We start from the raw sequence: 21049 nt of genomic DNA, 5'->3' as shown, positions 1-21049 counted from the left end.
CTGCTGCACCGCACGCAGCACGCAAAAGCAAACAGCCCCGTCAGGGGCTGTTTGCGTTGGTGATGATCATTTCAATTCGATCTGGACCAGCCTGGTGCTGGTGTCGTCCGCTTCATGGTTGTCGACACCCAGATCGCTGCCATCCAGACGCCGGCCATTGCTGCCACGCATGTTGCCGCGCAGGAAGCGGTTCTGGTGGCCTTGCGGCTTGGGCAGGAAGCGCGCCAGCTCGGACAGCGCCATTTCATACACACCGCGCTTGAACTCGATCACGGCCTCCAGCGGCACCCAGTACTCGTGCCAACGCCAGGCGTCGAACTCGGGGTGGTTGGTGGCGCGCAGGTTCATGTCGCAATCGCGGCCTGTCAGCTGCAGCAGGAACCAGATCTGTTTCTGACCCTTGTAATGCCCTCGCGCATCCTTGCGGATGAAGTGCTGAGGGACTTCGTAACGCAGCCAATCGCGTGTGCGGGCGATGATGCGGACGTGGTCGGGCAGCAAGCCCACTTCTTCGTGGAGCTCGCGGAACATCGCCTGCTCTGGCGACTCACCATGTTTGATGCCGCCTTGCGGGAACTGCCAGGAATGGGTGCGGATGCGTTTGCCCCAGAATACCTGGTTCCGGTGATTGAGCAGGATGATGCCGACGTTGGGACGAAAGCCTTCCCGGTCGAGCATAATCAACTCCGAATTTTTCAACTAGTTTCATTATTGCATCGTGCAGGCGTTAAGCCTAGTGGGGTTTGTCAATGCCTCATTCATGCGGTGTATTTTTTGCGCATATGAAAGCCTCCCAGTTCTTCATCTCGACCCTCAAGGAAGCCCCTGCTGACGCTGAAATCGTGAGCCACAAGCTCATGACGCGCGCGGGCTTCATCAAGAAGCTGGGTGCAGGTCTGTACAACTACATGCCCATGGGCTTGCGCACCATCCGCAAGGTCGAAGCCATCATCCGTGAAGAGCTGAACAAGGCCGGTGCGGTCGAGCTGATCATGCCCGTGGTGCAGCCCGCCGAGCTGTGGCAGGAGACGGGCCGCTTCGACAAGATGGGTGACGAGCTGCTGCGCTTCAAGGACCGCCATCAGCGCGACTTCGTGATCCAGCCGACCGCTGAAGAGGTGATCACCGACATCGCCCGCCAGGAGCTGCGCAGCTACCGCCAGCTGCCCAAGAATTTCTACCAGATCCAGACCAAGTTCCGCGACGAGCGCCGCCCCCGTTTCGGCATCATGCGCGGCCGCGAGTTCACGATGAAGGACGCCTACTCCTTCGACCGTGACGTGGACGGCGCCGGCAAGACGTATGACGCGATGTTCGCGGCCTATACCCGCATCTTCGAGCGCCTGGGCCTGCAGTTCCGCGCCGTGGCCGCTGACACCGGCGCCATCGGTGGTGACCGTTCGCACGAGTTCCAGGTGATCGCCGACACGGGTGAAGACGCCATCGTCTACTGCCCCACGAGCGACTACGCGGCCAACATCGAGCTGGCCGAAGCCGTGGCCCTGATCGCCCAGCGTGGTGCAGCAACGGCCGCCTGCGAGAAGGTGGCCACGCCTGGCAAGAGCACCTGCCCCGATGTGGCCGAGCTGCTGGGCCTGCCGCTGTCGCAAACCGTGAAGTCGCTGGTGCTGGCCACGGACGAACTCAACGAGCATGGCGAGATCGTCAAGTCCACCGTGTGGCTGCTGCTGGTGCGCGGCGACCATGATCTCAATGAAGTCAAGGCGGGCAAGATCGAGCTGGCCGATGGCACGGGCCTGAAGGCCGGTTTCCGCTTCGCCACGGAAAAGGAAATCGTCGAACACTTCGGCTGCACGCCCGGCTACCTGGGCCCGGTCAAGTTGCTCAAGCCCGTGAAGGTCATCGCCGACCGCACCGTGGCCAACATGGCCGATTTCGTTTGTGGCGCCAATGAAGAAGGCTTCCACATCCGCGGCGTGAATTGGGGCCGAGACCTGCCCGAGCCCGATCTGGTGGCCGACATCCGCAACGTGGTCGAGGGTGACCCTTCGCCGGACGGCAAGGGCGTGCTGGCCATCCAGCGCGGCATCGAAGTCGGCCACGTGTTCTACCTGGGCACCAAGTACTCCAAGTCCATGAACGCGACCTTCCTGGACGTGGACGGCAAGCCCAAGCACTTCGAGATGGGCTGCTACGGCATCGGCGTGACCCGCATCCTGGGTGCGGCCATCGAGCAGAAGCACGATGAGCGCGGCATCATCTGGCCGGACGCCATCGCCCCGTTCACGGTGGTGATCTGCCCCGTGGGTTATGACCGCTCTGAAGACGTCAAGGCCGCCGCGGACAAGCTCTACGGCGAGCTGCAGGCCAAGGGCGTGGACGTGATCCTGGACGACCGTGGCGAGCGCCCCGGCGCCATGTTCGCCGACTGGGAGCTGATCGGCGTGCCGCACCGCGTGGTGCTGGGCGACAAGGGCCTCAAGGAAGGCCTGGCCGAGTACCAGGGCCGCCAGGAAGCTGCCGCCAGCAAGATTGCCGTGACGGAAGTCCTGAATCACGTGCTGTCCCGCCTGCAAATCGCCTGACTGCCTGACATCAACATGGGTTAAGGTTGAAGGTCTCATGTTGTTGCACCGCTGGACCACTTCCCTGACTGGCGCGCTGGCAGGCCTCGGGCTGCTGGCGTGTTTGGTGGCGCCTGCCTCATCCCTGGCCGGCGCCCAGGTCGAGGAGCCCCTGGCGGACGCCGTGCGCACCGCCTTGTCGGCCGCCATTGGCAATGGCACGGCGCCTGCGCTGGTGTTCGCCGATGAGGGCCAGCGCCAGCAGTGCGAGTCCTGGGCCTTCGGGCTGGAGGCCAAACTGGCCAAACGCAAGCCCGAAGACCTGGTGCGCCGCGAGTTCCTGCAAACGGTCTGTTATGAATCCAAGCGCGCGGGCCTGGACCCCAGCCTGGTCATGGGCCTGATCCAGGTGGAAAGTGGTTTCCGCAAGTACGCCATCTCGCCTGTCGGGGCGCGGGGCTACATGCAGGTCATGCCTTTCTGGTCACGCACCATCGGCAATGGCGATGCCAGCAGCCTGTTTCACATGCAGACCAATCTGCGTTTTGGCTGCGTGATCCTGCGCCACTACCTGGACGTGGAAAAGGGCAACCTCTTCATGGCCTTGGGGCGCTACAACGGCAGCCGCGGGCGCCCGGAGTACCCGAACATGGTCACGGCTGCGCGCCGTACCTGGCAGTTGTCGGATCGCGTGGGCACGCAGGTAGCCGACGCGGGTGCCGCAGCGCGCCGCTGATCACTGGAGTGTTTTCAGGTAGGCGATGAGGTGGGCCCGCTCCTGCGGGTCAGGCACCTGGAAGTCCATCTGCTGCCAGGGCACCATCGCGGACGGGTCCTTCAGCCACATGTCCAGCGTGCGGGCGTTCCACACGAAGTCGGCGTACGTGAGCCCGGTGGAGTAGTCGTAGCCGGGCGCGCTGCCCGCCAGGCGCCCGTAAACACCGCGATGCGCCGGGCCGATCTTGTTCTCGTCCACCGCATGGCAGCGGGTGCAATAAGCCTGGTAAAGCCGCTGGCCTTGGGCGGCGTCACCGACCCAGACCTTGTCCTGGGCCGATGCCAGGTCATGGCCAAACAGGATGAGCACACTGAACAAACTGGCGGAGCGCGAGCGTGTGGGCATGGTGGTTGGTGGCCGTTCAGATGCGCTTTGTTACGGGCGCTGCGTGACCACGGATGCAGTATCCGGCCGCCGGTGGGCCGGAGTGGTGCATCAAGCGGCCAGGCGCGTGAACAAGCTCACAGGCCGCGCCATTGCTGGGGCTGGGCCTGTTCGATGTGCAGCATGGCGAGCACGCGCTCGACGGTGTCGTTGACCAGCTCGTCGATGCTTTGCGGCCGGTGGTAGAAGGCCGGCAGCGGCGGGAAGACGATGCCGCCCATCTCGGTCACGGCCGTCATGTTGCGCAGGTGGGCGAGGTTGAACGGCGTTTCGCGCACCATCAACACGAGGCGGCGGCGTTCCTTGAGGGTGACGTCTGCGGCGCGGGTCAGCAGGTTGTCACCCATGCCGTGCGCCACGGCGGCGAGTGTCTTCATGGAGCAGGGGGCGATGACCATCGCGTCCGTCATGAAGCTGCCGCTGGCGATGCAGGCACCGACATCACCGGGGGCGTGAGCCTGGGTGGCCAGCGCTTCCAGCGTCGGGCGGTCCATGCCCAGTTCGTGGTGGACGTTGAGGATGCCCGCTGGCGTGGCCACCAGGTGCGTCTGCACGCCCAGGGCGCGGGCGCGCTCCAGCAAGCGGACGCCGTAGACCGCGCCGCTGGCACCGGTGATGCCGATGATCAGGCGGGCGGGGCGCGTGAGCTCGGTCACGGCAGGATCACTGGCCAGCGGTCAGCGTCTGCTGCAACTCGCCGGCCTGGTACATCTCCATCATGATGTCCGAGCCGCCGATGAATTCACCGTTGATGTAGAGCTGCGGGATCGTGGGCCAGTTGGCGTAGTCCTTGATGCCTTGACGGATTTCTTCGTCTTCCAGCACGTTGACCGTCTTGAGTTCGGTCACGCCACAGGCCTTGAGGATCTGGATCGCGCGACCCGAGAAACCGCATTGCGGGAACTGGGCATTGCCCTTCATGAACAGCACGACGCGATTACCCTTAACCAGGTCGTCAATGCGTTGTTGAACGTCGCTCATATGCAAACCATTGTCAGAAATGAAAACAGGCCCGGTTATAGCAGGCCTGTGGCGGGTCTGCAGTAGCTCAGAAGGAATAGCCTACCGATACCTTGACCACTGGCCGCAAGCCCATGTCGCGCACCAGCCCGTCGAGGCTGCGGTCGCCCTGCAGGACCTGGCTGAGCCGGTTGATGTTGCTGGCGTTGGCGCTGATGACGCCCAGGTCGGCATTGAAGCGCCAGGCGCTGGGGGTGCCGTTGACGGTCAGGTTGTTGCTGTAGCCGGCGCCCACGTAGGGGGTGGTCTGGGCATCTTGCGTGTTGCCCAGGCCCAGGTTGCTCATGAGGCCCAGGCTGTCCAGGCGCTGCATGCTGAGGTTGAGACCACCGCCGTTGCCGCCGCTGCCCCACCAGGCCTGGCCGGTGTCGCCGCGCAGCACGCCGGCGGTGGCGCGGAAACCACCATCCACGTAGTAGTCGGACAGGATGTGCATGCTGCGCACGCGCAGGCCGGCACTCTGGTTGGGCTGGGCCAGGACGAAGGAATCCTTCAAGGGGTTGACCGGGCGGTCGATGACCACGCCGATGCGGCCTTCCCAGTGCGGCCAGAAACCCTGGCCACGCAACGCCAGGCCACGGCCATGGACTTCGTCACCCGAGGATGTGGTGTTGTCGATGTTGATGCGCACGGCGGTGTAGTTGCCGCTGCCGGTGTTCTGGTGCAAGGCGTGCTCGGCACGGGGCACCATCTGGGCCTGTGCGGCGGCCAGGGGCAGCAGGCTGCCGATCAAGGCGGCCATCAAGGCACCCATCAAGGCGCTCACGGCCCATCCACTGGCGGCCGGGCTGCACATGCGTGTGGACTTGTGCGAGTCGCTCTGGGTTGAATGGAACATGGCAATCTCCTTGACGAACGGTTTCATGCTACGTCGGCCAAATCGGCTTGTGCGGCAGATGTGTGAGCGTTCGTCAAACCATTTTCGCCCGACGCAATCGCTGCGGGAGCGGGTTTGCCCGGGTTTCGGGATGCGTTCAGGCCGGGCGCTGGCCGCCCGTGCAGCGGGGCTGGCCTCCCAGATCGAAGCGGGTACTTACATTTGAAAACCCGTGCGCCGTCAGCAGTTGCGCGACCGCGACAGGCTGGTCGTAACCGTGTTCGAGCAGCAGCCAGCCGCCGGGGTGGAGGTGCGCCGGGGCGGCGGCGATGATCTGGCGCAGGTCGTCCAGGCCGTCGGGGCCGGCGGTGAGCGCCTGCCTGGGTTCGAAGCCCAGGGCGGCCATGTGCGGGTCACCTTCGGCGATGTAGGGCGGGTTGCTGACGATGAGCTCGAAGCGTTGGCCGGCCACGGGGGTGAGCCAGCTGCCATGGCGGAATGTGACCGGCAGGTTCAGGTTTTGGGCATTGGCTTGGGCCACGCGCAGGGCGGCTTCACTGGCGTCCACGGCGGTGACCTTGGCCTGCGGGCGGTGGTGCTGGATGGCCAGGGCGATGGCGCCGCTGCCGGTGCCCAGGTCCAGCACGGTGGAGGCGGTTTGCGCGGGGAGCAGTTCGAGCGCCCATTCGACCAGGGTTTCGGTGTCGGGCCGGGGGATGAGCACGTCGGGCGACACGGCCAGGGTCAGGCCGAAAAAGGCCTTGTCGCCCAGGATGTAGGCCAGGGGTTCACCGGCGGCGCGGCGTGTCAGCCCGGTGAGGAAGCGGGTTTGTTGCGCGGGGCTCAGTGCGTCGCTGCCGTGCGCCAGCAGCCAGGCGTGGCCTTGCTGGACGGCATCGCTCAGCAGCAGTTGGGCGTCGAGGCGATCCACGCCTTGCTGGCGCGCGTGCTGCATGGCCTGCGCGATGGTCAGCGGCGTGCTGATGGGGGCGTCAGACACCGGTGGCCGCTTCCAGTTCGGCCAGCTGGTCGGCGGCCTGGGCGCTCAGCAGTGCGGCCACCACGTCGTCGAGTTCACCCTCCATGACGCTCAGCAGCTTGTAGAGCGTGAGGTTGATGCGGTGGTCGGTCAGGCGGCCCTGGGGGAAGTTGTAGGTGCGGATGCGGTCGGAGCGGTCGCCGCTGCCCACCAGGCTTTTGCGCAGTGCGGCTTCCTTGGCGGCGCGCTCGCTGCGCTCTTTTTCCTGGATGCGGGCTTGCAGCACCTGCAGGGCCTTGGCCTTGTTGCTGTGCTGGCTGCGGCCGTCCTGGCACTCGGCCACGATGCCGGTGGGCAGGTGCACCACGCGCACGGCCGAGTCCGTCTTGTTGATGTGCTGGCCGCCGGCACCACTGGCGCGGAAGGTGTCGATGCGCAGCTCGGCCGGGTTGAGCTTGATGGCTTCGGTTTCGTCCGGCTCGGGCATCACGGCCACGGTGCACGCGCTGGTGTGGATGCGGCCTTGCGTTTCGGTGGCCGGTACGCGCTGGACGCGGTGGCCGCCCGATTCGAATTTCAACTGACCGTAGACGCTGGGGCCTTCGATGCGCAGCACCACTTCCTTGTAGCCGCCCAGGTCGGATTCGCTGGCCGACATGATCTCGGTGGCCCAGCCCATGCGTTCGGCGTAGCGGGTGTACATGCGGGCCAGGTCACCCGCGAACAGGGCGGACTCGTCCCCGCCTGTACCGGCGCGGATTTCGAGGAAGGCGTTGCGGGCGTCGTCCGGGTCCTTGGGCAGCAGGGCGGTCTGCAGCTGGCTTTCCAGCTGGGCCAGGTCGGCTTCGGCCTGGGCGATTTCTTCCTGGGCCATGGCGCGCATGTCAGCATCTTCACCGGCTTCGTCCAGCATCTGGCGGGCACCGGCGAGGTCTTGCTGGCGGCGGGTGTGGCGCTGGGCCAGGTCGCACACGCTGCTGACTTCGGCGTGCTCACGCGACAGGTCACGAAAGCGCTTGTTGTCGGCCGCGATGACGGGGTCGGACAGGGCTGCATCCAGCTCTTCCAGGCGGCGGGCCAGGCGGTCGAGCGAAGAGGCAAGCGAGGGCGCCAGGCCGGCGCTCACGCTTTGTCCCCCTGCGGGTCATGTCGGTTGGCCTGGCCGGGCTCGGCCTTGTCGGGTGGGCTGCTGGCGGTGGTGTTGCGCCCGGGGACCAGCTCGCCGCGCAGGAACAGGCGCGACAGGGCGGCGGCCACCTGCGGGCGCTGGCTGGTGTCGGCGCTGTGCAGCTCGGCCATGGCGCCGTGCAGCATCTTTTGTGTGAGGCCACGCGACATGGCTTCGAGCACGGCTTCGATGTCTTCGCCCTTGGCCAGCAGCTTACGGGCGCGGGCCATTTCGGCGGCGCGCCAGGCGTCGGCCTGGCTGTGCAGGGCCTGGATCAGGGGCACGGTGGTGCGTTGGTCCAGCCAGTGCACAAAGCCTTGCACGCCGGTTTCGATGATGGCTTCGGCCTGGGCAACGGCGGCCTGGCGCTTTTCGCCAGCGGTCTGCACCATGGTGGACAGGTCGTCCACCGTGTAGAGGTAGACGTCATCCAGGCGGGCGACTTCGGGTTCGATGTCGCGCGGCACGGCCAGGTCGACCATGAAGATGGGGCGGCGCTTGCGGGCCTTCAGCGCGCGTTCGACCGCACCCAGGCCGATGATGGGCAGGGTGCTGGCCGTGCAGGAGACGACGATGTCAAACTCGTGCAGGCGCTGGGGCAGGTCCGCCAGGCGCATGGCCTGGGCGCCCAGGTGGGTGGCGAGCTTTTCGCCGCGTTCCAGCGTGCGGTTGGCCACGGCCATGGTGCGCGGGTTGCGGGCGGCAAAGTGCGTGGCGGTGAGCTCGATCATCTCGCCGGCGCCCACGAACAGCACCTTGGTGCGGCCCAGGTCTTCAAACAGCTGGCCAGCCAGGCGCACGGCGGCAGCGGCCATGCTGATCGAGTGCGCGCCGATCTCGGTGGAGGTGCGCACCTCCTTGGCCACGGCAAAGCTGCGCTGGAAGAGCTGGTGCAGGGTCGTGCCCAGGGTGCCGGCGGTATCGGCCTCGCGCACGGCCTGCTTCATCTGGCCGAGGATCTGGGGTTCGCCCAGCACCATCGAATCCAGCCCACTGGCGACGCGGAAGGCGTGGCGCGCCGCCTGGCCGCCTTCGAGCACATAGGTGTGGCGCATCAGCTCTTCGCTGGAGACGCCGCCGATGCCAGAGAGCCAGTCCACCGCCGCATGGCGCAGGGTGTGCACCGGGCCGCCCAGACCGCCTGCCGCACAGTACAGCTCGGTGCGGTTGCAGGTGGACAGCAGGGCCACTTCCGGGTGGGTCGAGCCCGTCAGGCGCTGGTGCAAGGTCTTGAGCGTGGGGGCCAGTTGGTCCACTGCGAACGCGAACCGGCCGCGTAGGTCGACGGCGGCGGTGGTGTGGTTCAAGCCCAGGGTCAAGACAGTCATAGCAGAAGATTATAAAATCCCATCCTTTGCCTGGGTTGACGCGGGAAAAGCGACTTCTCTGGATTTGATGCAGCGCAAGACCGCCATCGCCTCTCATCGTTCCCCGATCGTTTCATAAAGCGCGTCAGAAAAGTCAGAAAAGCAACTGGCGCGCTGGAGAGCAACGGGGGCCATGCCGCAACAGGATCACGCGCTGCCCTTGAGGAGCCCCATGGGTTTTCTGGACGGCTTGAACCACGCCTTGAATTTCTTTTTGCCCGCGCTCGGCATGGCGCTGCTGGTGCCCAGCCTGGCCCGCCTGGTGTGGTGGAAGGCCTTGCGCAGCGCGGGCTGGTTGCGCCAGGTGAAATGGGCTTCGATGGCCAATGCGGCCGTGTTGATCGTCGGCTTGTTGATAACCGGCCGGGATGGCGCCATGTTGACCTATGCGGGTCTGGTGCTGGTTTCGGCCTTGACGGTCTGGTGGACAGGACTGCGTTGAGATGACTTACAGCGTCAAAGAGATTTTCTACACCTTGCAGGGCGAGGGCACACATGCCGGGCGCCCGGCTGTGTTCTGCCGCTTTGCGGGCTGCAACCTGTGGACGGGCCGCGAGGCCGACCGGGCTTCGGCCGTCTGCCAGTTCTGCGACACCGATTTCGTGGGCACCGATGGCCTGGGCGGCGGCAAGTTCGACACGGCGCAGGCCCTGGCCGAGCGCATTGCCTCGTTCTGGCCGGTCACCGAGGCGGGGGCCCAGGGGCAGCGTTTTGTGGTGATGACGGGTGGCGAGCCGCTGCTGCAGGTGGACACGGCCTTGATCGAGGCGCTGCATGCAAAAGGCTTCGAGCTGGCGGTCGAGACCAATGGCACGATCGCTGCGCCCGCGGGCCTGGACTGGATCTGTGTCAGCCCCAAGGCCGGCTCGACCCTGGTCCAGCGATCGGGCCATGAATTGAAGGTGGTGGTGCCGCAAGCCGGCTTCACCGAGGCCGACCTGCTGGCCTTCGAGCAGCTGGACTTCAAGCAGATGCGGGTGCAGGCCATGGACAGCGCCCAGCCTCAGGACCGGAAAAAAGCCATGGAATGGGCCGTTCAATGGTGCCTGGACCACCCGCGCTGGTTGCTCAGCGTGCAAACCCACAAGACACTGGGCATTCGCTGAAAGAAGCGCTGAAGGATTGTTGTTGATGTTCGAGTTGAGCCAGACCTTTTCATTCGATGCCGCGCACACGCTCAAGCGCAAGGTGTCTGCCGAGGAAGCCGCAGGCAGCCGCCGCATTCATGGCCACACCTACACGGCCGAGATCTTCGTGCGTGGCGAGCGCCAGCCTGAATCGGGCATGGTGGTGGACCTGGCCGTGCTGCGCGAGGTCATTGCCGGCATCCGCGGCCAGCTGGATCACCACTTCCTGGACGAAGTGAGCGGCCTGGGTGCCCCCACCTTGGAGAACCTGTGCGTGTTCATCTATGCGCAGGCGCGCCTGCACATCCCGCAGGTGTCGAGCGTGGCGGTGTCGCGCGCGGCGGGTGACCGTTGCGTCTATCGCCCGACCCATTGATTGCGCGTTGGCTCATGTCGCGCTGGCTCCATCGACCAATGCCGCGTTGAGCCGCTCGCGGCATACTTGCGCCCCATGACTTCTACCAACTGGGCCGAGCGCAGCCGCCAGGCCGTCTGGCATCCGTGCACGCAGATGAAGGTGCACGAGCACTTCCCGCCGCGCGCCATCGTGGCCGCCGAGGGCCCCTGGCTCATTGACGATCAGGGTAAACGCATTCTGGATGCGGTGTCCTCGTGGTGGGTCAACCTGTTTGGCCACAACTTCGGCCCGATCCGCGATGCGATCACGGACCAGTTGGGCAAGCTCGATCACATCATGCTGGCGGGGTTGACGCACCCGCCTGTGGTCGAACTGTCCGAGCGCCTGTCGGACTTGACGGGGCTGGGCCACGCCTTTTATGCGAGCGACGGCGCCAGTGCCACCGAGATCGCGCTGAAGATGAGTGCCCACAGCTGGCGCAACCGCGGCCGTGCAGCCAAGAACCAGTTCATCGGTCTGCAAGGCGGCTATCACGGCGAAACGGCTGGTGCCTTGTCTGTGACGGACATCCCGCTGTTCCGCGAAGCCTATGCGCCCTTGCTGCGCTTGAGTGCCACGCTGCCATCGCCTGACCCGCGCCATGCGGCCCCGGGGGTATCGGCCCAGGCGCACACCCAGGCTGCCATTGACGCCCTGGCCGCTTACCTGGCCGAGCACCACGCGCACACGGCCGCGCTGATCCTGGAGCCCTTGGTGCAAGGCGCGGCCGGCATGGCCATGTACGCGCCCGAGTACCTGCTCGCCGTGCGCCGCCTGTGCGACCAATACGAGGTGCACTGGATCGCCGACGAGATCGCCGTGGGCTTTGGCCGCACTGGCAAGCTGTTTGCGCACCAGCATGCCGTGCTGCCTGAAGGTGGTGAAGGCGGCCACGTCAAGCCTGACTTCATCTGCCTGAGCAAAGGCCTGACCGGTGGTGTGCTGCCCTTGTCGGCCGTGTTGACGACGGACGATGTGTATGCCGCCTTCTGGGATGAGCGCGTGGTGCATGGCTTCCTGCACTCGCACTCGTACACCGGCAACCCGCTGGCCTGCCGCGCTGCGCTGGCCGTGCTGGACACCTTCGCCGAGCGCGACGCGCAAGGCCTGGACGTGCTGGCGCGCAACCGCGTGGCGGCCGAACGTTTCACGCAATTGACCGAACCGTTGACGCGTCACCCCCGCATCAAGGCCACGCGCCACATCGGCATGATCTGGGCCTGGGATGTGGACACGGCCGAGCCCACCTTTGCTGCCCGCTACCACCGCGCGGCGCTGGATGCGGGCTTGCTGTTGCGGCCCATTGGTTCTACCCTGTACGTGATGCCGCCCTATGTGCTGAGCGAGTCTGATCAACGCTTCCTGGCCGAGGGCGCCTTGCGTGTGCTGGATGCCGTGCTGGCCGACATCGACCGTTTGCCCGCATCACCCGCACCTGTTGTGCCCGTGCCCTGATCTCACCCATGTCTGCTTACTTCATCACCGGTACCGACACAGGCGTGGGCAAGACCCGCGCCAGCACCACCTTGATCCACGCCTTGCGCGATGCGGGCTACAAACGGGTGGTGGGCATGAAGCCCGTGGCAGCAGGTTGCGACTGGGTGGAGGGGGGCAATGGCCATGGTGGTGAATGGCTCAACGAGGATGTGGTGGCCTTGCGGGCCGCGTCCAGCCTGCACGTGCCCCCGTCGTTCGACAACCCGTATGCCTTGCCGGCTGCCGTGTCGCCCCACATCGCGGCGAAGCTGGCTGATACCGTGATCGACTTGTCCCACATCGAAGCCAGCTTCCATGCCTTGCAACAGCATGCCGATGCCGTGGTGGTGGAGGGGGCCGGCGGCTTCATCGTGCCGCTCAGCGAGCAGGATGGCGTGTTCGAGACCAGCGCCGATCTGGCGCAGCGTTTGCGGCTGCCGGTGATCATGGTGGTGGGCTTGCGCCTGGGTTGCCTCAACCACGCCTTGTTGACGCAGGAAGCCATCCTGGCGCGCGGCCTGACCCTGGCCGGCTGGGTGGCCAATGTGGTGGACCCGCACATGCCCGAGCAGGCCGCCAATCTGGCGACCTTGCAGGCACACCTGCAGGCCCCCATGCTGGCCCATTGGGGCTGGGATGCCCAGGCCAGGCCTGATCAGCTGGCCAGCTCCTTGCGCCTGCCTTGACGCCAGGCCGCATTCAAGCGGCCATGGCGCTGCTTCAGGCTGTTGGCGGCCCTCTCAGCGCGGCTCGACCACGATCTCGGTCTTCACCGAGTTGGCAATGAAGCAGGCCTCATGTGCCTCGTGGTGCATGTTGGCGATGTCATCTGGCGTGGGGCGCTGGTTGCCCGAGAACACGATCAGCGGCCGCAGCGTGACGTGGGTGACCGCCACCTTGCCCTGCGCGTTGCGCTTCATGAGGCCTTCGGCCTGGTCGTGGTAGCGGTCGACCACATGGCCGCGTTCGGCGGCGATGCCCAGGAACCACAGCATGTGGCAGCTGGAGATGGCCGAGACAAAAGCCTCTTCCGGGTCAACAGCGGCTTCAACCGACAAGGGCAAGGGCACCACCCGCGGTGAGGCCGAGCCCGGCACCTCGATGCCGCCATCAAAGCGCAGCAGGTGCTGGCGGCTGTACTTGTTGTCGCTGAAGACCTGCTCGCCTCGTTCCCAGATGGTTTCGGCCGTGTAGAGGTGTGCCATGGGATGCCCTGTTGATGTGTTGGTATGGGATGGTCATTGTCAGCCGGCATGTGCCTGCTGTACCGACCAGCTTTGCGCATAGGCCGGCAGCGGACCTTCAAACCCAGACTCGCTGATGGCAGGCAGTTGCTGTTGCCGCAGGGGCAGCACGCCAGCCCAGAAGGGCAGGGCCAGGTCTTCGTCCTTGTCCTTGGGGCCCCAGTTGCGGATCTTGGCGGCGGCTTCGTGCAAGGAGATGCCCAGCACGGTGGTGGCCTTGAGCTCATTGGCATCGGGCGGGCGGGAGTCTTTTGCACGGCCTTGGGCGATGTGCTCCATCAGCGCCGCCAGCACGGTGGGCTTGGCCTCGTCGGACACCTCGGTGAAGTGGCCATGGATCACCACCGAACGGAAGTTCATCGAGTGCGAAAACGCCGAGCGTGCCATGACCAGGCCGTCCAGGTGCGTGATGGCCACGCAGGCCGGCGCACCACTGGCCAGGTGCTTCATCATGCGGCTGCCATTGGAGCCATGGATGTAGAGCCGATCGCCCACACGCCAGCAGGCCGTGGGCAGGCACAGCACATCGGGGCAGGCGAAGGCCACGTGGCACAGCCAGGCGTCATCAACGATGGCCTGGATGGTGGCCGCGTCGTAATGCCCCCGGTCGGCTGCGCGCCGGACGCGAGCCCGCTCGCTTGGCGGTGTGTGTTGGTCTTGCATGACTGGGCCTCCTGATCAAATCGAATGCCATCACGATAAGGAAGTTATGGCACTATGAAAAGAACCACGAAACATCCATTTCATGGAGCCACGAATTCATGGCCGATCTTCACTTTCTGCTCGATGCCAGGCGCCTGAAGGCGATGGCCAGGGCGCGCCGGCAAGCCTTGCAACGCACGCTGTACCAGGCCTTGCAGGAGGCCATTGCGCAAGGGCGCTTGCAGGCCGGTGCGGTGTTGCCCTCCAGCCGTGATCTGGCGCGCGACCTGGGCATGGCGCGCAACGGCGTCATCCATGCTTACGAGCAACTGGCTGCAGAAGGTTATGTGCAGCCCAGCCGCCAGGGTACGGTGGTGGCTGCTTTTGCGGCGGTGTCCACGGCCGTGTCTGCGGCAGCTCACATACGCGGGCAGGCTGCATGGCCGGCAGGTGCACCCGTGTCGCAGCGTGTGGCCAGCTGTGATCGCCGCCGCACACCAGAAGACGACCTGCGCCCCTTCATGCCGGGCATGCCGGCACTGGACGCCTTTCCGTTCGCCACCTGGCAGCGCCTGTGCGACAAGGCCCTGAAGCAAGGCAGCACGCTGGACCTGGGCTACCGTCAGGCTGTGGGCGAGCCGGAGTTGCGGCAAGCCATTGCCACCTACCTGCGCGCGGCGCGGGGTGTGCGCTGCCATGCTGACCAGGTCACGGTGACCGATGGCACGCAGCACAGCCTCGAGTTGTGCGCCCACATCCTGGCCGATGTGGGTGACACGGTCTGGATCGAGCACCCTGGTTATGGCGGCGCGCGAACAGCCCTGCAGCAAGCCGGGCTGCAGGTGGTGCCGGTCACCGTGGACGCAGATGGCATTGCGCCGCCCGACGCCTGGTGGCAGGACAAACCACCCAGGATGGTCTATACCACGCCATCTCACCAGTACCCGCTGGGTTCGGTGCTGAGCCTGCCCCGCCGCTTGCGCCTGATCGAACAAGCCCGCCAATGTGGCGCCTGGATCCTGGAGGACGACTACGACAGCGAGTTCCGCCATGAAGGGCCGCCCTTGGCCGCCATGCAGGGGCAGGTGGATGATGCGCCCGTGGTCTACCTGGGCACCTTCAGCAAGTCCATGTTCCCGGCCTTGCGCCTGGGCTTCATCGTGTGGCCGCAGGCGCTGGCCGATCGTGCGCTGGGCGTGGTGGGTGAGCTGGTGCGCCGTGGCCGGCCCTTCGAGCAGCGGGCCCTGGCGGCATTCATCGACGAGGGGCACTTCACACGGCACCTGCGCAAGATGCGCCGGCTGTATGCCTTGCGCCAGGCCGCCTTGCGCGATGCACTCTCGGCGCAATGGCCGCTGCCAGCTGAAGTGCTGGGCGGCCAGGCTGGCATGCACCTGGTGCTCAGCCTGCCTGCCAGTGGCCCGCAGGCCGTGGTCGACACGGACCTGGCCCGGCGTGCTTCTGACCTCGGCGTCAGCCCGCGGCCGTTGAGCATGTATGGCACCGGTGGCATCGCGGGTTTCAATGGCCTGGTCATGGGTTACGCCAACACCCACGAGGACCGCATGGCCGCCGCATTGGGGCAGGTGGTGAAGGCCTTGAACCCGCTCAAGCCTCAGCGGATGTAGCCCGCCTCGCGCATCTTGCGTTCACTGATCTGCTGCGATTTCTCCAGCACCTCGCTGACGCTGACCGGTTCTTGCAGCAACCGGCTGATCTGCAGGCCTACCGCCGTGCCGATGGCCTGGAACTCCGGGATCGAGGCCCACTGGATGCCGCTGTAGGGCGACTTGGGCAAGGTGGCGTCATGCGGGTTCGCCGTGGCAATCGCCATGCGTTCGACAGGGGCATGGGGATTGGCCTGCCTGAACGCGGGGGCCGCATAGGTGGATTCTCGGGTGCCCGATGGCACGGCCGCCCAGCCCTCGCGCCTGGCCACCAGCTGGATGTACTCCTTGGACGTGGCCCATTCGATGAAGGCCTGGGCGGCTGCGGCTTTCTGCGAGCTCACCGGGATGGCCAGGGCCCAGGTCCACAGCCAGTGGGATCCCTTGGGTGTCGACCCCGTCGGGGCCTGCAGAAAGTCAACCTTGCCTGCCACCTTGGATTGATCGGCCTGGTTCACGAAAGCCCCGGCCACGGTGGCATCGACCCAGATCGCGCAACGCCCGGCCATGAACAAGGCGAGGTTTTCGTTGTAGCCATTGGCCACGGCCCCGGGTGGGCCTGCGTACTTGAGCAGGTCCGCATACAGCGATACGGCACGGTGCCAGGGCGGCGTGTTCAGCTGGGGCTTCCAGTCCATGTTGAACCACTGCCCGCCGAAGGTGTTGACCATGGTCGAGATCAAGGCCATGTTTTCGCCCCAGCCTGGCTTGCCTCGCAGGCAGATGCCGTAGATGTCTTTGTCGGGCGCGTGCAGGCGTTCGGCGGCCTGCTTGATCTGATCCCAGGTGGGCGTGGGCCCCAGGTGTATCCCCGCGGCCTTGAGCAAGTCCGTCCGGACCATGGTCATGGAGCTTTCGCCGTAAAAGGGCAGGGCATAGAGCTGGCCGTTCACGCTCAACGACTGCCGGATCGTGGGCAGCAGGTCCGCCACGTCATACGACGGGGCCGGCGTGATGGGCCTGATCCAGCCCAGCTTGCCCCAGATCGGCGCCTCGTAGGCCCCGATGGTCATGACGTCAAATTGACCTGCTTTTGTGGCCACATCCCGGCTGACCTGCTGGCGCAGCTTGCCCTCTTCCAGCGTGATCCATTTCAGTTCGATGTCGGGGTGCTGGCGTTCGAACTCGCCGGACAAGGCCTGCAAGGTGATCATGTGGCCGTTGTTCACCGTGGCGATCACCAGCTCTTCCCCCAGGCAAGTCAAGGGGATGAGTAATCCGACGCAAGCCACCATGGTGGAAAGACGACGCGCAGACATGCACAGGCTCCGAATGTTTATGATGGGCTTGAGTGACCTCAACCCTGGTTTGATCTCAGCATAGCGGATGGCCGCACGTCATCATGACCGCCCTTGATCGTTTGATGCCTTTGTGGCCACACCGCAGTGTGCGTGCGCGATTTGCCTGGGCGATCGGCCTCAGCGGGGTGTTGTTTGCTGTTCTGTTCTCGGTGTGGCTCGCGCAGGACCAGCGGCATCAATTGCAACAAGCGGTGAGTGATGCGGCAAGGCGTGAGGCCAATGTGCTGGGGCAGATCGTGTCCATGGCGCTGGCCGAGCGCCAGAGGGATATCCAGCAATTGGCTTCGCAGCCCGATGTGGCCAGCGGGCTGGTGGATGCCGGGGCCATGCGCCTGGCGCTGGAGCGCATCCGGGCCAGCCACCCTGAGTTCGAGTGGCTGGCTCTCACAAATGCGCGTGGTGTGGTGACAACCGCTACCGGCGCCCGCCTGGAGGGCCATGATTTCTCAGCGCAACCCTGGTTTGTGTCCGGCATGCTGGCACCCTGGCTGGGCAAGCCCCAGGCGGCAGGTCCACTGGCGCGCTTCCTGCCTCGCGACGTGGACGGCAGGCCTGTTCAACTCATCGACATGGCCGTGCCCGTGGTGGACTACGAAGGCCGCAAGGTCGGGGTGATCGTGGGCATGCTCAACTGGCGCTGGATCAAGGACATCCACAGCGCCATGGTGGCGCAGGACGACAGCCTATTGCACACGCTGTTGCTGACGCCCTCGGGCGAGGTCACCTTGGGCCCGACGCCTCTGTTGGGCAAGACAGTTAACCCCGCTGGCTTCGAGGAATTGCGCCAGGGTGGCTCGGCCCAGGTCATCCCCTGGCCGGATCTGGGTGACCAGTTGACGGCGGTGGCGCCCGTGAGGTGGTTCGAGCGCGAGGGCAAGCCGCCTTTGCTCATGGTGCTGCGCCAGGACCCTGACTGGGTCTATGGCCCGGCCAACAAGCTCTGGCACCGCATGCTGTTTCTGGGCATGCTGGCCTCAGCGTTGTTCGTGGCGCTGAGCTGGTGGCTGGCCGGTCGCATCACCCGGCCTTTGCACCAGCTGGCACACGCGGCGGCCACCTTGCGTGAAGGCGAGCCCTCGCAGTTCGACCTGGGGCCCAGCCAGACCGATGAGATCGGCGCGCTGTCGCAAGCGCTGCACGACATGCACACCCGCCTGCAGGCGCGCATGAACGAGCTGGCCACCTACCGCGATCACCTGGAGGAAACCGTGGCCCAGCGCACCGAGCAGCTGCAGGCCGCGCGCGACAAGGCCGAGGCCGCCACGCGCGCCAAGAGTGCCTTCATTGCCAACATGAGCCATGAGATTCGCACGCCCATGAACGCGATCATGGGTGTGAACTACCTCATCCAGCAAGGGCCCTTGCTGCCCGGCCAGGCCGAGCGCTTGCGCACCGTGCAGGAGGCCGCCGAGCACCTGCTGGACATCATCAACAATGTGCTGGACCTGTCCAAGATCGAAGCCGGCATGTTCACCCTGTCGCCTGAAGACTTCGACCTGCCCGAGCTGTTGCACAAGGCCATGGCGCTGGTGGGCGACAAGGCCCGCGAGAAGCAGCTGTCGCTGGTGGTGGACGAGCAGGGCTGCCCGTCTCGCCTGCACGGTGATGCCATGCGCCTGTCGCAGGTCCTCATCAACCTGCTGAGCAATGCGGTGAAGTTCACCGAACAAGGTCAGGTGACATTGAAGGTGCGGGCCGAACCACGTGGTGAACACGAGGTGCAACTGCACATCGAGGTGCAGGACACGGGCGTGGGCATCTCGGCCGAGCAGGCGGGCAAGCTGTTCAATGCCTTTGTGCAGGCTGATGAATCCACCACGCGCCGCTTTGGTGGCACGGGCCTGGGCCTGGCCATCACGCGCAGCCTGGTCGAGCTGATGGGCGGGCGCATCGGGGTGCGCAGCCAGGTGGGGCATGGCAGCGTGTTCTGGTGCCTGTTGCCGCTGGGTGTGGCCGAGGCCGCGCCTCAAGCCGAGGCCACGCCGGATGCGCCCGCCTTGTCCGCTGAAGAGGCCGCCGCCCTGTTGCGCCAGGAACATGGCGGCGCCAGGGTGCTGCTGGCCGAGGACAACGCCATCAACAGCCTGCTGGCCATGGAGTTGTTGTCCATGGCCGGTGTGGACACGACGCCCGCCAAGAATGGTGCCGAGGCCGTGGCCCTGGTGCAGCAGCAGCCCTTTGACCTGGTGCTCATGGACATGCACATGCCCGAGATGGATGGCCTGCAGGCCACGCGCCTGATCCGACAGATGCCCGATCAGCGTGACCTGCCCATCGTGGCCATGACCGCCAGCGTGCTGCAGGAAGAAAAAGACGCTTGCATGGCCGCCGGCATGAACGGCCACCTGTCCAAGCCGGTGGACACCCAGGCCCTGTACATGGCGCTCTTGAAGTGGTTCAAGATGCGCCGTGCGGGCCAGGCCTTGCAGGGGGGCGCGGCAGCGGCCGCTGCAGACACCGCGGCCGGGCCCGCCTGATCAGGCGAAGTCCTGCGCCAGCACGCGCTCGATGTTGCGCTCGGCCAAGGCCGTGATGGTGACGAAGGGGTTCACGCCGATGCTGCCGGGGATGAGTGCGCTGTCGGTCACATACAAGCCTTTGTAGCCATTCACGCGCCCGATGTTGTCGGTGGCCACGTCCAGCACGCAGCCACCCAGCGGGTGATAGCAGAAGTCATCGGCAAAGACCTTGCCGCCACCAAACAGATCGGTTCGGTAGCCGGTGCCTTGTTGCCGGTTGATCTTGTCGAACATCATCTTGGCCGAGTTGACCGTGATGGTGTTTTGCGCACGCGTCCAGCGCAGCTTGGCCGTGTCCGTGGCCGCGTCGTATTCGAAGTGACCGCGTTCGGGGTTGCGCGTGATGGCCAGGTACATGCTGATCCAGTTCTCGAAGCCCGTGGGCAAGGGCGTGATCTCGGCAAACACCGGGTTGGCCGGGTTGGCCCAATCGTTGATGCCCATGGCCGGCATGGTGGACTGCACCGCGCCCGTGGGGTTCCACAGGTGGTTGGCGCGTGCCGTCATCACATTGCCGTTGTGGCCCCAGCCCTGGCCCACCTGGGTGGACAGCTTGGGCAGCGTGCCGGTATCGCGGGCGCGCACCAGCAGCTCGGTGGTACCGAGGCTGCCTGCACCCAGGAAGAGCTTGCCGCAACTGACCTGGAAGCTGCCCAGCACATTGCCGACCTCGTCGATCTGGCGCACCGTGAGCAGGTAGTCGCCATTGCTTTGCTGCTCGATGCGGCGCACCTCATGCAGCGTGTAGATGGTGACGCGGCCCGTGCCCACGGCGTCGGCCAGGTAGGTCTTGTCCAGGCTGAGCTTGCCGGCGTTGTTGCCGTAGATCACCTCCTGCCCCAGCGCCGAGCGGGGCACGGTGTTGGCCTGCTCGGCCTCCATGTACTTGGCGTTGTACACACTGGGCACGAACACGGTCTTGAAGCCGGACTGGCTGGCCGCAGCACGAGAGACACGGGCGTAGCGGTAGCAGGCGGCGGTTTCGAACCAGGCCGGGTCCACCTGGTTGACACCCAGTTGCGCATTGGCGCGTGGGAAGTAGGTGCCATACATCTCGCTGGCATTGACGCCAGGCAGCATCTCCTCGAAATACCAGCGGGCCGGGGTGACGGCCATCGCGCCGTTGACCAGCGAGCCACCGCCCACGCCGCGGCCCACGTACACCGACATCTCGTCGTAGTTGACGCGGTCGAGCACGCCGGCATAACGCGGGATCTTCTTGTTGATCACGTCCAGGCCGAGGAAGGTCTTGAGCGGCGCTTCGGTCTTGTCCTTGAACCACATGGCGCGGCCATCAGGTGCCAGCGTCTTGGTGAACACCTTGCCGTCGCTGCCCGGTTGCGTCCACAGGCGTCCCATCTCCAGCATGACCACGGGCACACCTGCCTCGGCCAGGCGCAGGGCCGTCACGGCGCCGCCGTAACCCGTGCCGATCACGATGGCGGGCACACGCCCCAGCTGGCCCAAGGCCGCCTTGGGCAGGGCCATCGCGTCGTTGAAGCTGCGGGCACCGGTGGCGCGGCTGGGCAGCGAGATGCACGACAGGCCCAGCGCGGCAGCGGATTGCAGGGCGGCATGGCCAAGGAAACGACGGCGAGACAGCATGGAACAGGAACTCCTTGAGTGATGGATGAATTG

At 65.6% G+C, this 21049-nt stretch carries 21 protein-coding genes; 9 read left to right on the top strand and 12 right to left on the bottom strand.

From position 1 onward, the window contains the following. Nucleotides 1-66 precede the first annotated feature (66 nt). Nucleotides 67-678: an RNA pyrophosphohydrolase gene (locus JY96_RS07075; RefSeq protein ID WP_052162234.1), complete on the bottom strand. Its 612-nt coding sequence runs from the start codon at nucleotides 676-678 to the stop codon at nucleotides 67-69. A 104-nt stretch (nucleotides 679-782) separates the two neighbouring features. Between JY96_RS07075 and JY96_RS07070 the strand changes: the two genes are divergently transcribed. Together JY96_RS07070 and JY96_RS07065 are read left to right on the top strand one after the other, a co-directional pair. Continuing rightward, nucleotides 783-2546: a proline--tRNA ligase gene (locus JY96_RS07070; protein WP_035036148.1), complete on the top strand. Its 1764-nt coding sequence runs from the start codon at nucleotides 783-785 to the stop codon at nucleotides 2544-2546. A gap of 37 nt (nucleotides 2547-2583) precedes the next feature. Then, entirely contained in the window at nucleotides 2584-3261 is a 678-nt protein-coding gene (locus JY96_RS07065; protein ID WP_052162233.1) for a lytic transglycosylase domain-containing protein, read from the top strand. Here the strand turns inward: JY96_RS07065 and JY96_RS07060 are convergent, their stop codons facing one another. From JY96_RS07060 to hemA, 7 genes are all read right to left on the bottom strand, one after another. Further along, nucleotides 3262-3648 carry a cytochrome c family protein gene (locus JY96_RS07060; protein WP_035036145.1) on the bottom strand — a complete coding sequence of 129 codons (387 nt, stop codon included), beginning with the start codon at nucleotides 3646-3648 and terminating at the stop codon, nucleotides 3262-3264. Between the two features lie 116 nt (nucleotides 3649-3764). Beyond that, nucleotides 3765-4343: a UbiX family flavin prenyltransferase gene (locus JY96_RS07055; protein ID WP_035036143.1), complete on the bottom strand. Its 579-nt coding sequence runs from the start codon at nucleotides 4341-4343 to the stop codon at nucleotides 3765-3767. Nucleotides 4344-4350: 7 nt separating this feature from the next. Further along, nucleotides 4351-4668, bottom strand: coding sequence for a Grx4 family monothiol glutaredoxin (gene grxD / locus JY96_RS07050; protein ID WP_035036140.1), 318 nt, complete (start codon nucleotides 4666-4668; stop codon nucleotides 4351-4353). Between the two features lie 67 nt (nucleotides 4669-4735). Further along, entirely contained in the window at nucleotides 4736-5545 is an 810-nt protein-coding gene (locus JY96_RS07045) for a hypothetical protein (RefSeq protein WP_152606387.1), read from the bottom strand. 136 nt (nucleotides 5546-5681) lie between these two features. After that, nucleotides 5682-6479, bottom strand: a complete 798-nt coding sequence (gene prmC, locus JY96_RS07040) for a peptide chain release factor N(5)-glutamine methyltransferase (protein WP_052162912.1) — start codon at nucleotides 6477-6479, stop codon at nucleotides 5682-5684. A 37-nt stretch (nucleotides 6480-6516) separates the two neighbouring features. Further along, nucleotides 6517-7617 (bottom strand): peptide chain release factor 1, encoded by a 1101-nt coding sequence (gene prfA / locus JY96_RS07035; RefSeq protein WP_035041595.1) that lies wholly within the window; start codon nucleotides 7615-7617, stop codon nucleotides 6517-6519. A gap of 8 nt (nucleotides 7618-7625) precedes the next feature. Continuing rightward, the gene (hemA, locus tag JY96_RS07030; RefSeq protein ID WP_081961106.1) at nucleotides 7626-8999 is read right to left on the bottom strand and encodes a glutamyl-tRNA reductase; all 1374 of its coding nucleotides are present in this window, start codon (nucleotides 8997-8999) and stop codon (nucleotides 7626-7628) included. Nucleotides 9000-9171: 172 nt separating this feature from the next. Here hemA and JY96_RS07025 point away from each other — a divergent pair, with 172 nt between their 5' ends. The 5 genes from JY96_RS07025 (at nucleotide 9172) to bioD (ending at nucleotide 12724) form a co-directional block, all read left to right on the top strand. Further along, on the top strand, nucleotides 9172-9480 hold the full coding sequence (locus tag JY96_RS07025; RefSeq protein WP_235333872.1) for a hypothetical protein: 309 nt from the start codon (nucleotides 9172-9174) through the stop codon (nucleotides 9478-9480). A gap of 1 nt (nucleotide 9481) precedes the next feature. Next, the gene (gene queE / locus JY96_RS07020) at nucleotides 9482-10144 is read left to right on the top strand and encodes a 7-carboxy-7-deazaguanine synthase (RefSeq protein ID WP_035036133.1); all 663 of its coding nucleotides are present in this window, start codon (nucleotides 9482-9484) and stop codon (nucleotides 10142-10144) included. Between the two features lie 25 nt (nucleotides 10145-10169). Continuing rightward, nucleotides 10170-10541, top strand: a complete 372-nt coding sequence (locus JY96_RS07015; RefSeq protein WP_035036131.1) for a 6-carboxytetrahydropterin synthase — start codon at nucleotides 10170-10172, stop codon at nucleotides 10539-10541. Nucleotides 10542-10616: 75 nt separating this feature from the next. After that, on the top strand, nucleotides 10617-12017 hold the full coding sequence (gene bioA / locus JY96_RS07010; RefSeq protein ID WP_035036129.1) for an adenosylmethionine--8-amino-7-oxononanoate transaminase: 1401 nt from the start codon (nucleotides 10617-10619) through the stop codon (nucleotides 12015-12017). Nucleotides 12018-12025: 8 nt separating this feature from the next. After that, nucleotides 12026-12724 (top strand): dethiobiotin synthase, encoded by a 699-nt coding sequence (bioD, locus tag JY96_RS07005; RefSeq protein WP_035036127.1) that lies wholly within the window; start codon nucleotides 12026-12028, stop codon nucleotides 12722-12724. A 54-nt stretch (nucleotides 12725-12778) separates the two neighbouring features. Here the strand turns inward: bioD and JY96_RS07000 are convergent, their stop codons facing one another. Together JY96_RS07000 and JY96_RS06995 are read right to left on the bottom strand one after the other, a co-directional pair. Then, complete coding sequence (locus JY96_RS07000) at nucleotides 12779-13243, bottom strand: OsmC family protein (protein WP_035036124.1); 465 nt, start codon at nucleotides 13241-13243, stop codon at nucleotides 12779-12781. Nucleotides 13244-13282: 39 nt separating this feature from the next. After that, complete coding sequence (locus tag JY96_RS06995) at nucleotides 13283-13945, bottom strand: pyridoxamine 5'-phosphate oxidase family protein (RefSeq protein WP_035036116.1); 663 nt, start codon at nucleotides 13943-13945, stop codon at nucleotides 13283-13285. A gap of 98 nt (nucleotides 13946-14043) precedes the next feature. Between JY96_RS06995 and JY96_RS06990 the strand changes: the two genes are divergently transcribed. Then, nucleotides 14044-15552 carry a PLP-dependent aminotransferase family protein gene (locus tag JY96_RS06990; protein ID WP_052162232.1) on the top strand — a complete coding sequence of 503 codons (1509 nt, stop codon included), beginning with the start codon at nucleotides 14044-14046 and terminating at the stop codon, nucleotides 15550-15552. On the opposite strand, the gene JY96_RS06985 is transcribed toward JY96_RS06990, so the two are convergent. Next, nucleotides 15540-16850: a sugar ABC transporter substrate-binding protein gene (locus JY96_RS06985; RefSeq protein WP_035036115.1), complete on the bottom strand. Its 1311-nt coding sequence runs from the start codon at nucleotides 16848-16850 to the stop codon at nucleotides 15540-15542. The genes JY96_RS06990 and JY96_RS06985 overlap by 13 nt on opposite strands. Nucleotides 16851-16933: 83 nt before the next feature. Between JY96_RS06985 and JY96_RS22060 the strand changes: the two genes are divergently transcribed. Beyond that, nucleotides 16934-19369 carry a hybrid sensor histidine kinase/response regulator gene (locus JY96_RS22060; RefSeq protein ID WP_052162231.1) on the top strand — a complete coding sequence of 812 codons (2436 nt, stop codon included), beginning with the start codon at nucleotides 16934-16936 and terminating at the stop codon, nucleotides 19367-19369. Here JY96_RS22060 and JY96_RS06975 read toward each other — a convergent pair whose 3' ends face one another. After that, on the bottom strand, nucleotides 19370-21016 hold the full coding sequence (locus JY96_RS06975) for a GMC oxidoreductase (RefSeq protein ID WP_035036114.1): 1647 nt from the start codon (nucleotides 21014-21016) through the stop codon (nucleotides 19370-19372). Between the last annotated feature and the right edge of the window lie 33 nt (nucleotides 21017-21049).

Source organism: Aquabacterium sp. NJ1 (genome assembly GCF_000768065.1).
GTDB lineage: Bacteria > Pseudomonadota > Gammaproteobacteria > Burkholderiales > Burkholderiaceae_C > Aquabacterium.
This window is presented reverse-complemented; position numbering and strand designations above follow the sequence as displayed.

Coding starts and splice junctions, on each gene's coding strand:
- JY96_RS07075 (WP_052162234.1), bottom strand. CDS start 678: ATGCTCGACCGGGAAGGCTTTCGTCCCAACGTCGGCATCATCCTGCTC.
- JY96_RS07070 (WP_035036148.1), top strand. CDS start 783: ATGAAAGCCTCCCAGTTCTTCATCTCGACCCTCAAGGAAGCCCCTGCT.
- JY96_RS07065 (WP_052162233.1), top strand. CDS start 2,584: ATGTTGTTGCACCGCTGGACCACTTCCCTGACTGGCGCGCTGGCAGGC.
- JY96_RS07060 (WP_035036145.1), bottom strand. CDS start 3,648: ATGCCCACACGCTCGCGCTCCGCCAGTTTGTTCAGTGTGCTCATCCTG.
- grxD (WP_035036140.1), bottom strand. CDS start 4,668: ATGAGCGACGTTCAACAACGCATTGACGACCTGGTTAAGGGTAATCGC.
- JY96_RS07045 (WP_152606387.1), bottom strand. CDS start 5,545: ATGTTCCATTCAACCCAGAGCGACTCGCACAAGTCCACACGCATGTGC.
- prmC (WP_052162912.1), bottom strand. CDS start 6,479: ATGCAGCACGCGCGCCAGCAAGGCGTGGATCGCCTCGACGCCCAACTG.
- hemA (WP_081961106.1), bottom strand. CDS start 8,999: ATGACTGTCTTGACCCTGGGCTTGAACCACACCACCGCCGCCGTCGAC.
- JY96_RS07025 (WP_235333872.1), top strand. CDS start 9,172: ATGCCGCAACAGGATCACGCGCTGCCCTTGAGGAGCCCCATGGGTTTT.
- queE (WP_035036133.1), top strand. CDS start 9,482: ATGACTTACAGCGTCAAAGAGATTTTCTACACCTTGCAGGGCGAGGGC.
- JY96_RS07015 (WP_035036131.1), top strand. CDS start 10,170: ATGTTCGAGTTGAGCCAGACCTTTTCATTCGATGCCGCGCACACGCTC.
- bioA (WP_035036129.1), top strand. CDS start 10,617: ATGACTTCTACCAACTGGGCCGAGCGCAGCCGCCAGGCCGTCTGGCAT.
- bioD (WP_035036127.1), top strand. CDS start 12,026: ATGTCTGCTTACTTCATCACCGGTACCGACACAGGCGTGGGCAAGACC.
- JY96_RS07000 (WP_035036124.1), bottom strand. CDS start 13,243: ATGGCACACCTCTACACGGCCGAAACCATCTGGGAACGAGGCGAGCAG.
- JY96_RS06995 (WP_035036116.1), bottom strand. CDS start 13,945: ATGCAAGACCAACACACACCGCCAAGCGAGCGGGCTCGCGTCCGGCGC.
- JY96_RS06990 (WP_052162232.1), top strand. CDS start 14,044: ATGGCCGATCTTCACTTTCTGCTCGATGCCAGGCGCCTGAAGGCGATG.
- JY96_RS06985 (WP_035036115.1), bottom strand. CDS start 16,850: ATGTCTGCGCGTCGTCTTTCCACCATGGTGGCTTGCGTCGGATTACTC.
- JY96_RS22060 (WP_052162231.1), top strand. CDS start 16,934: ATGACCGCCCTTGATCGTTTGATGCCTTTGTGGCCACACCGCAGTGTG.
- JY96_RS06975 (WP_035036114.1), bottom strand. CDS start 21,016: ATGCTGTCTCGCCGTCGTTTCCTTGGCCATGCCGCCCTGCAATCCGCT.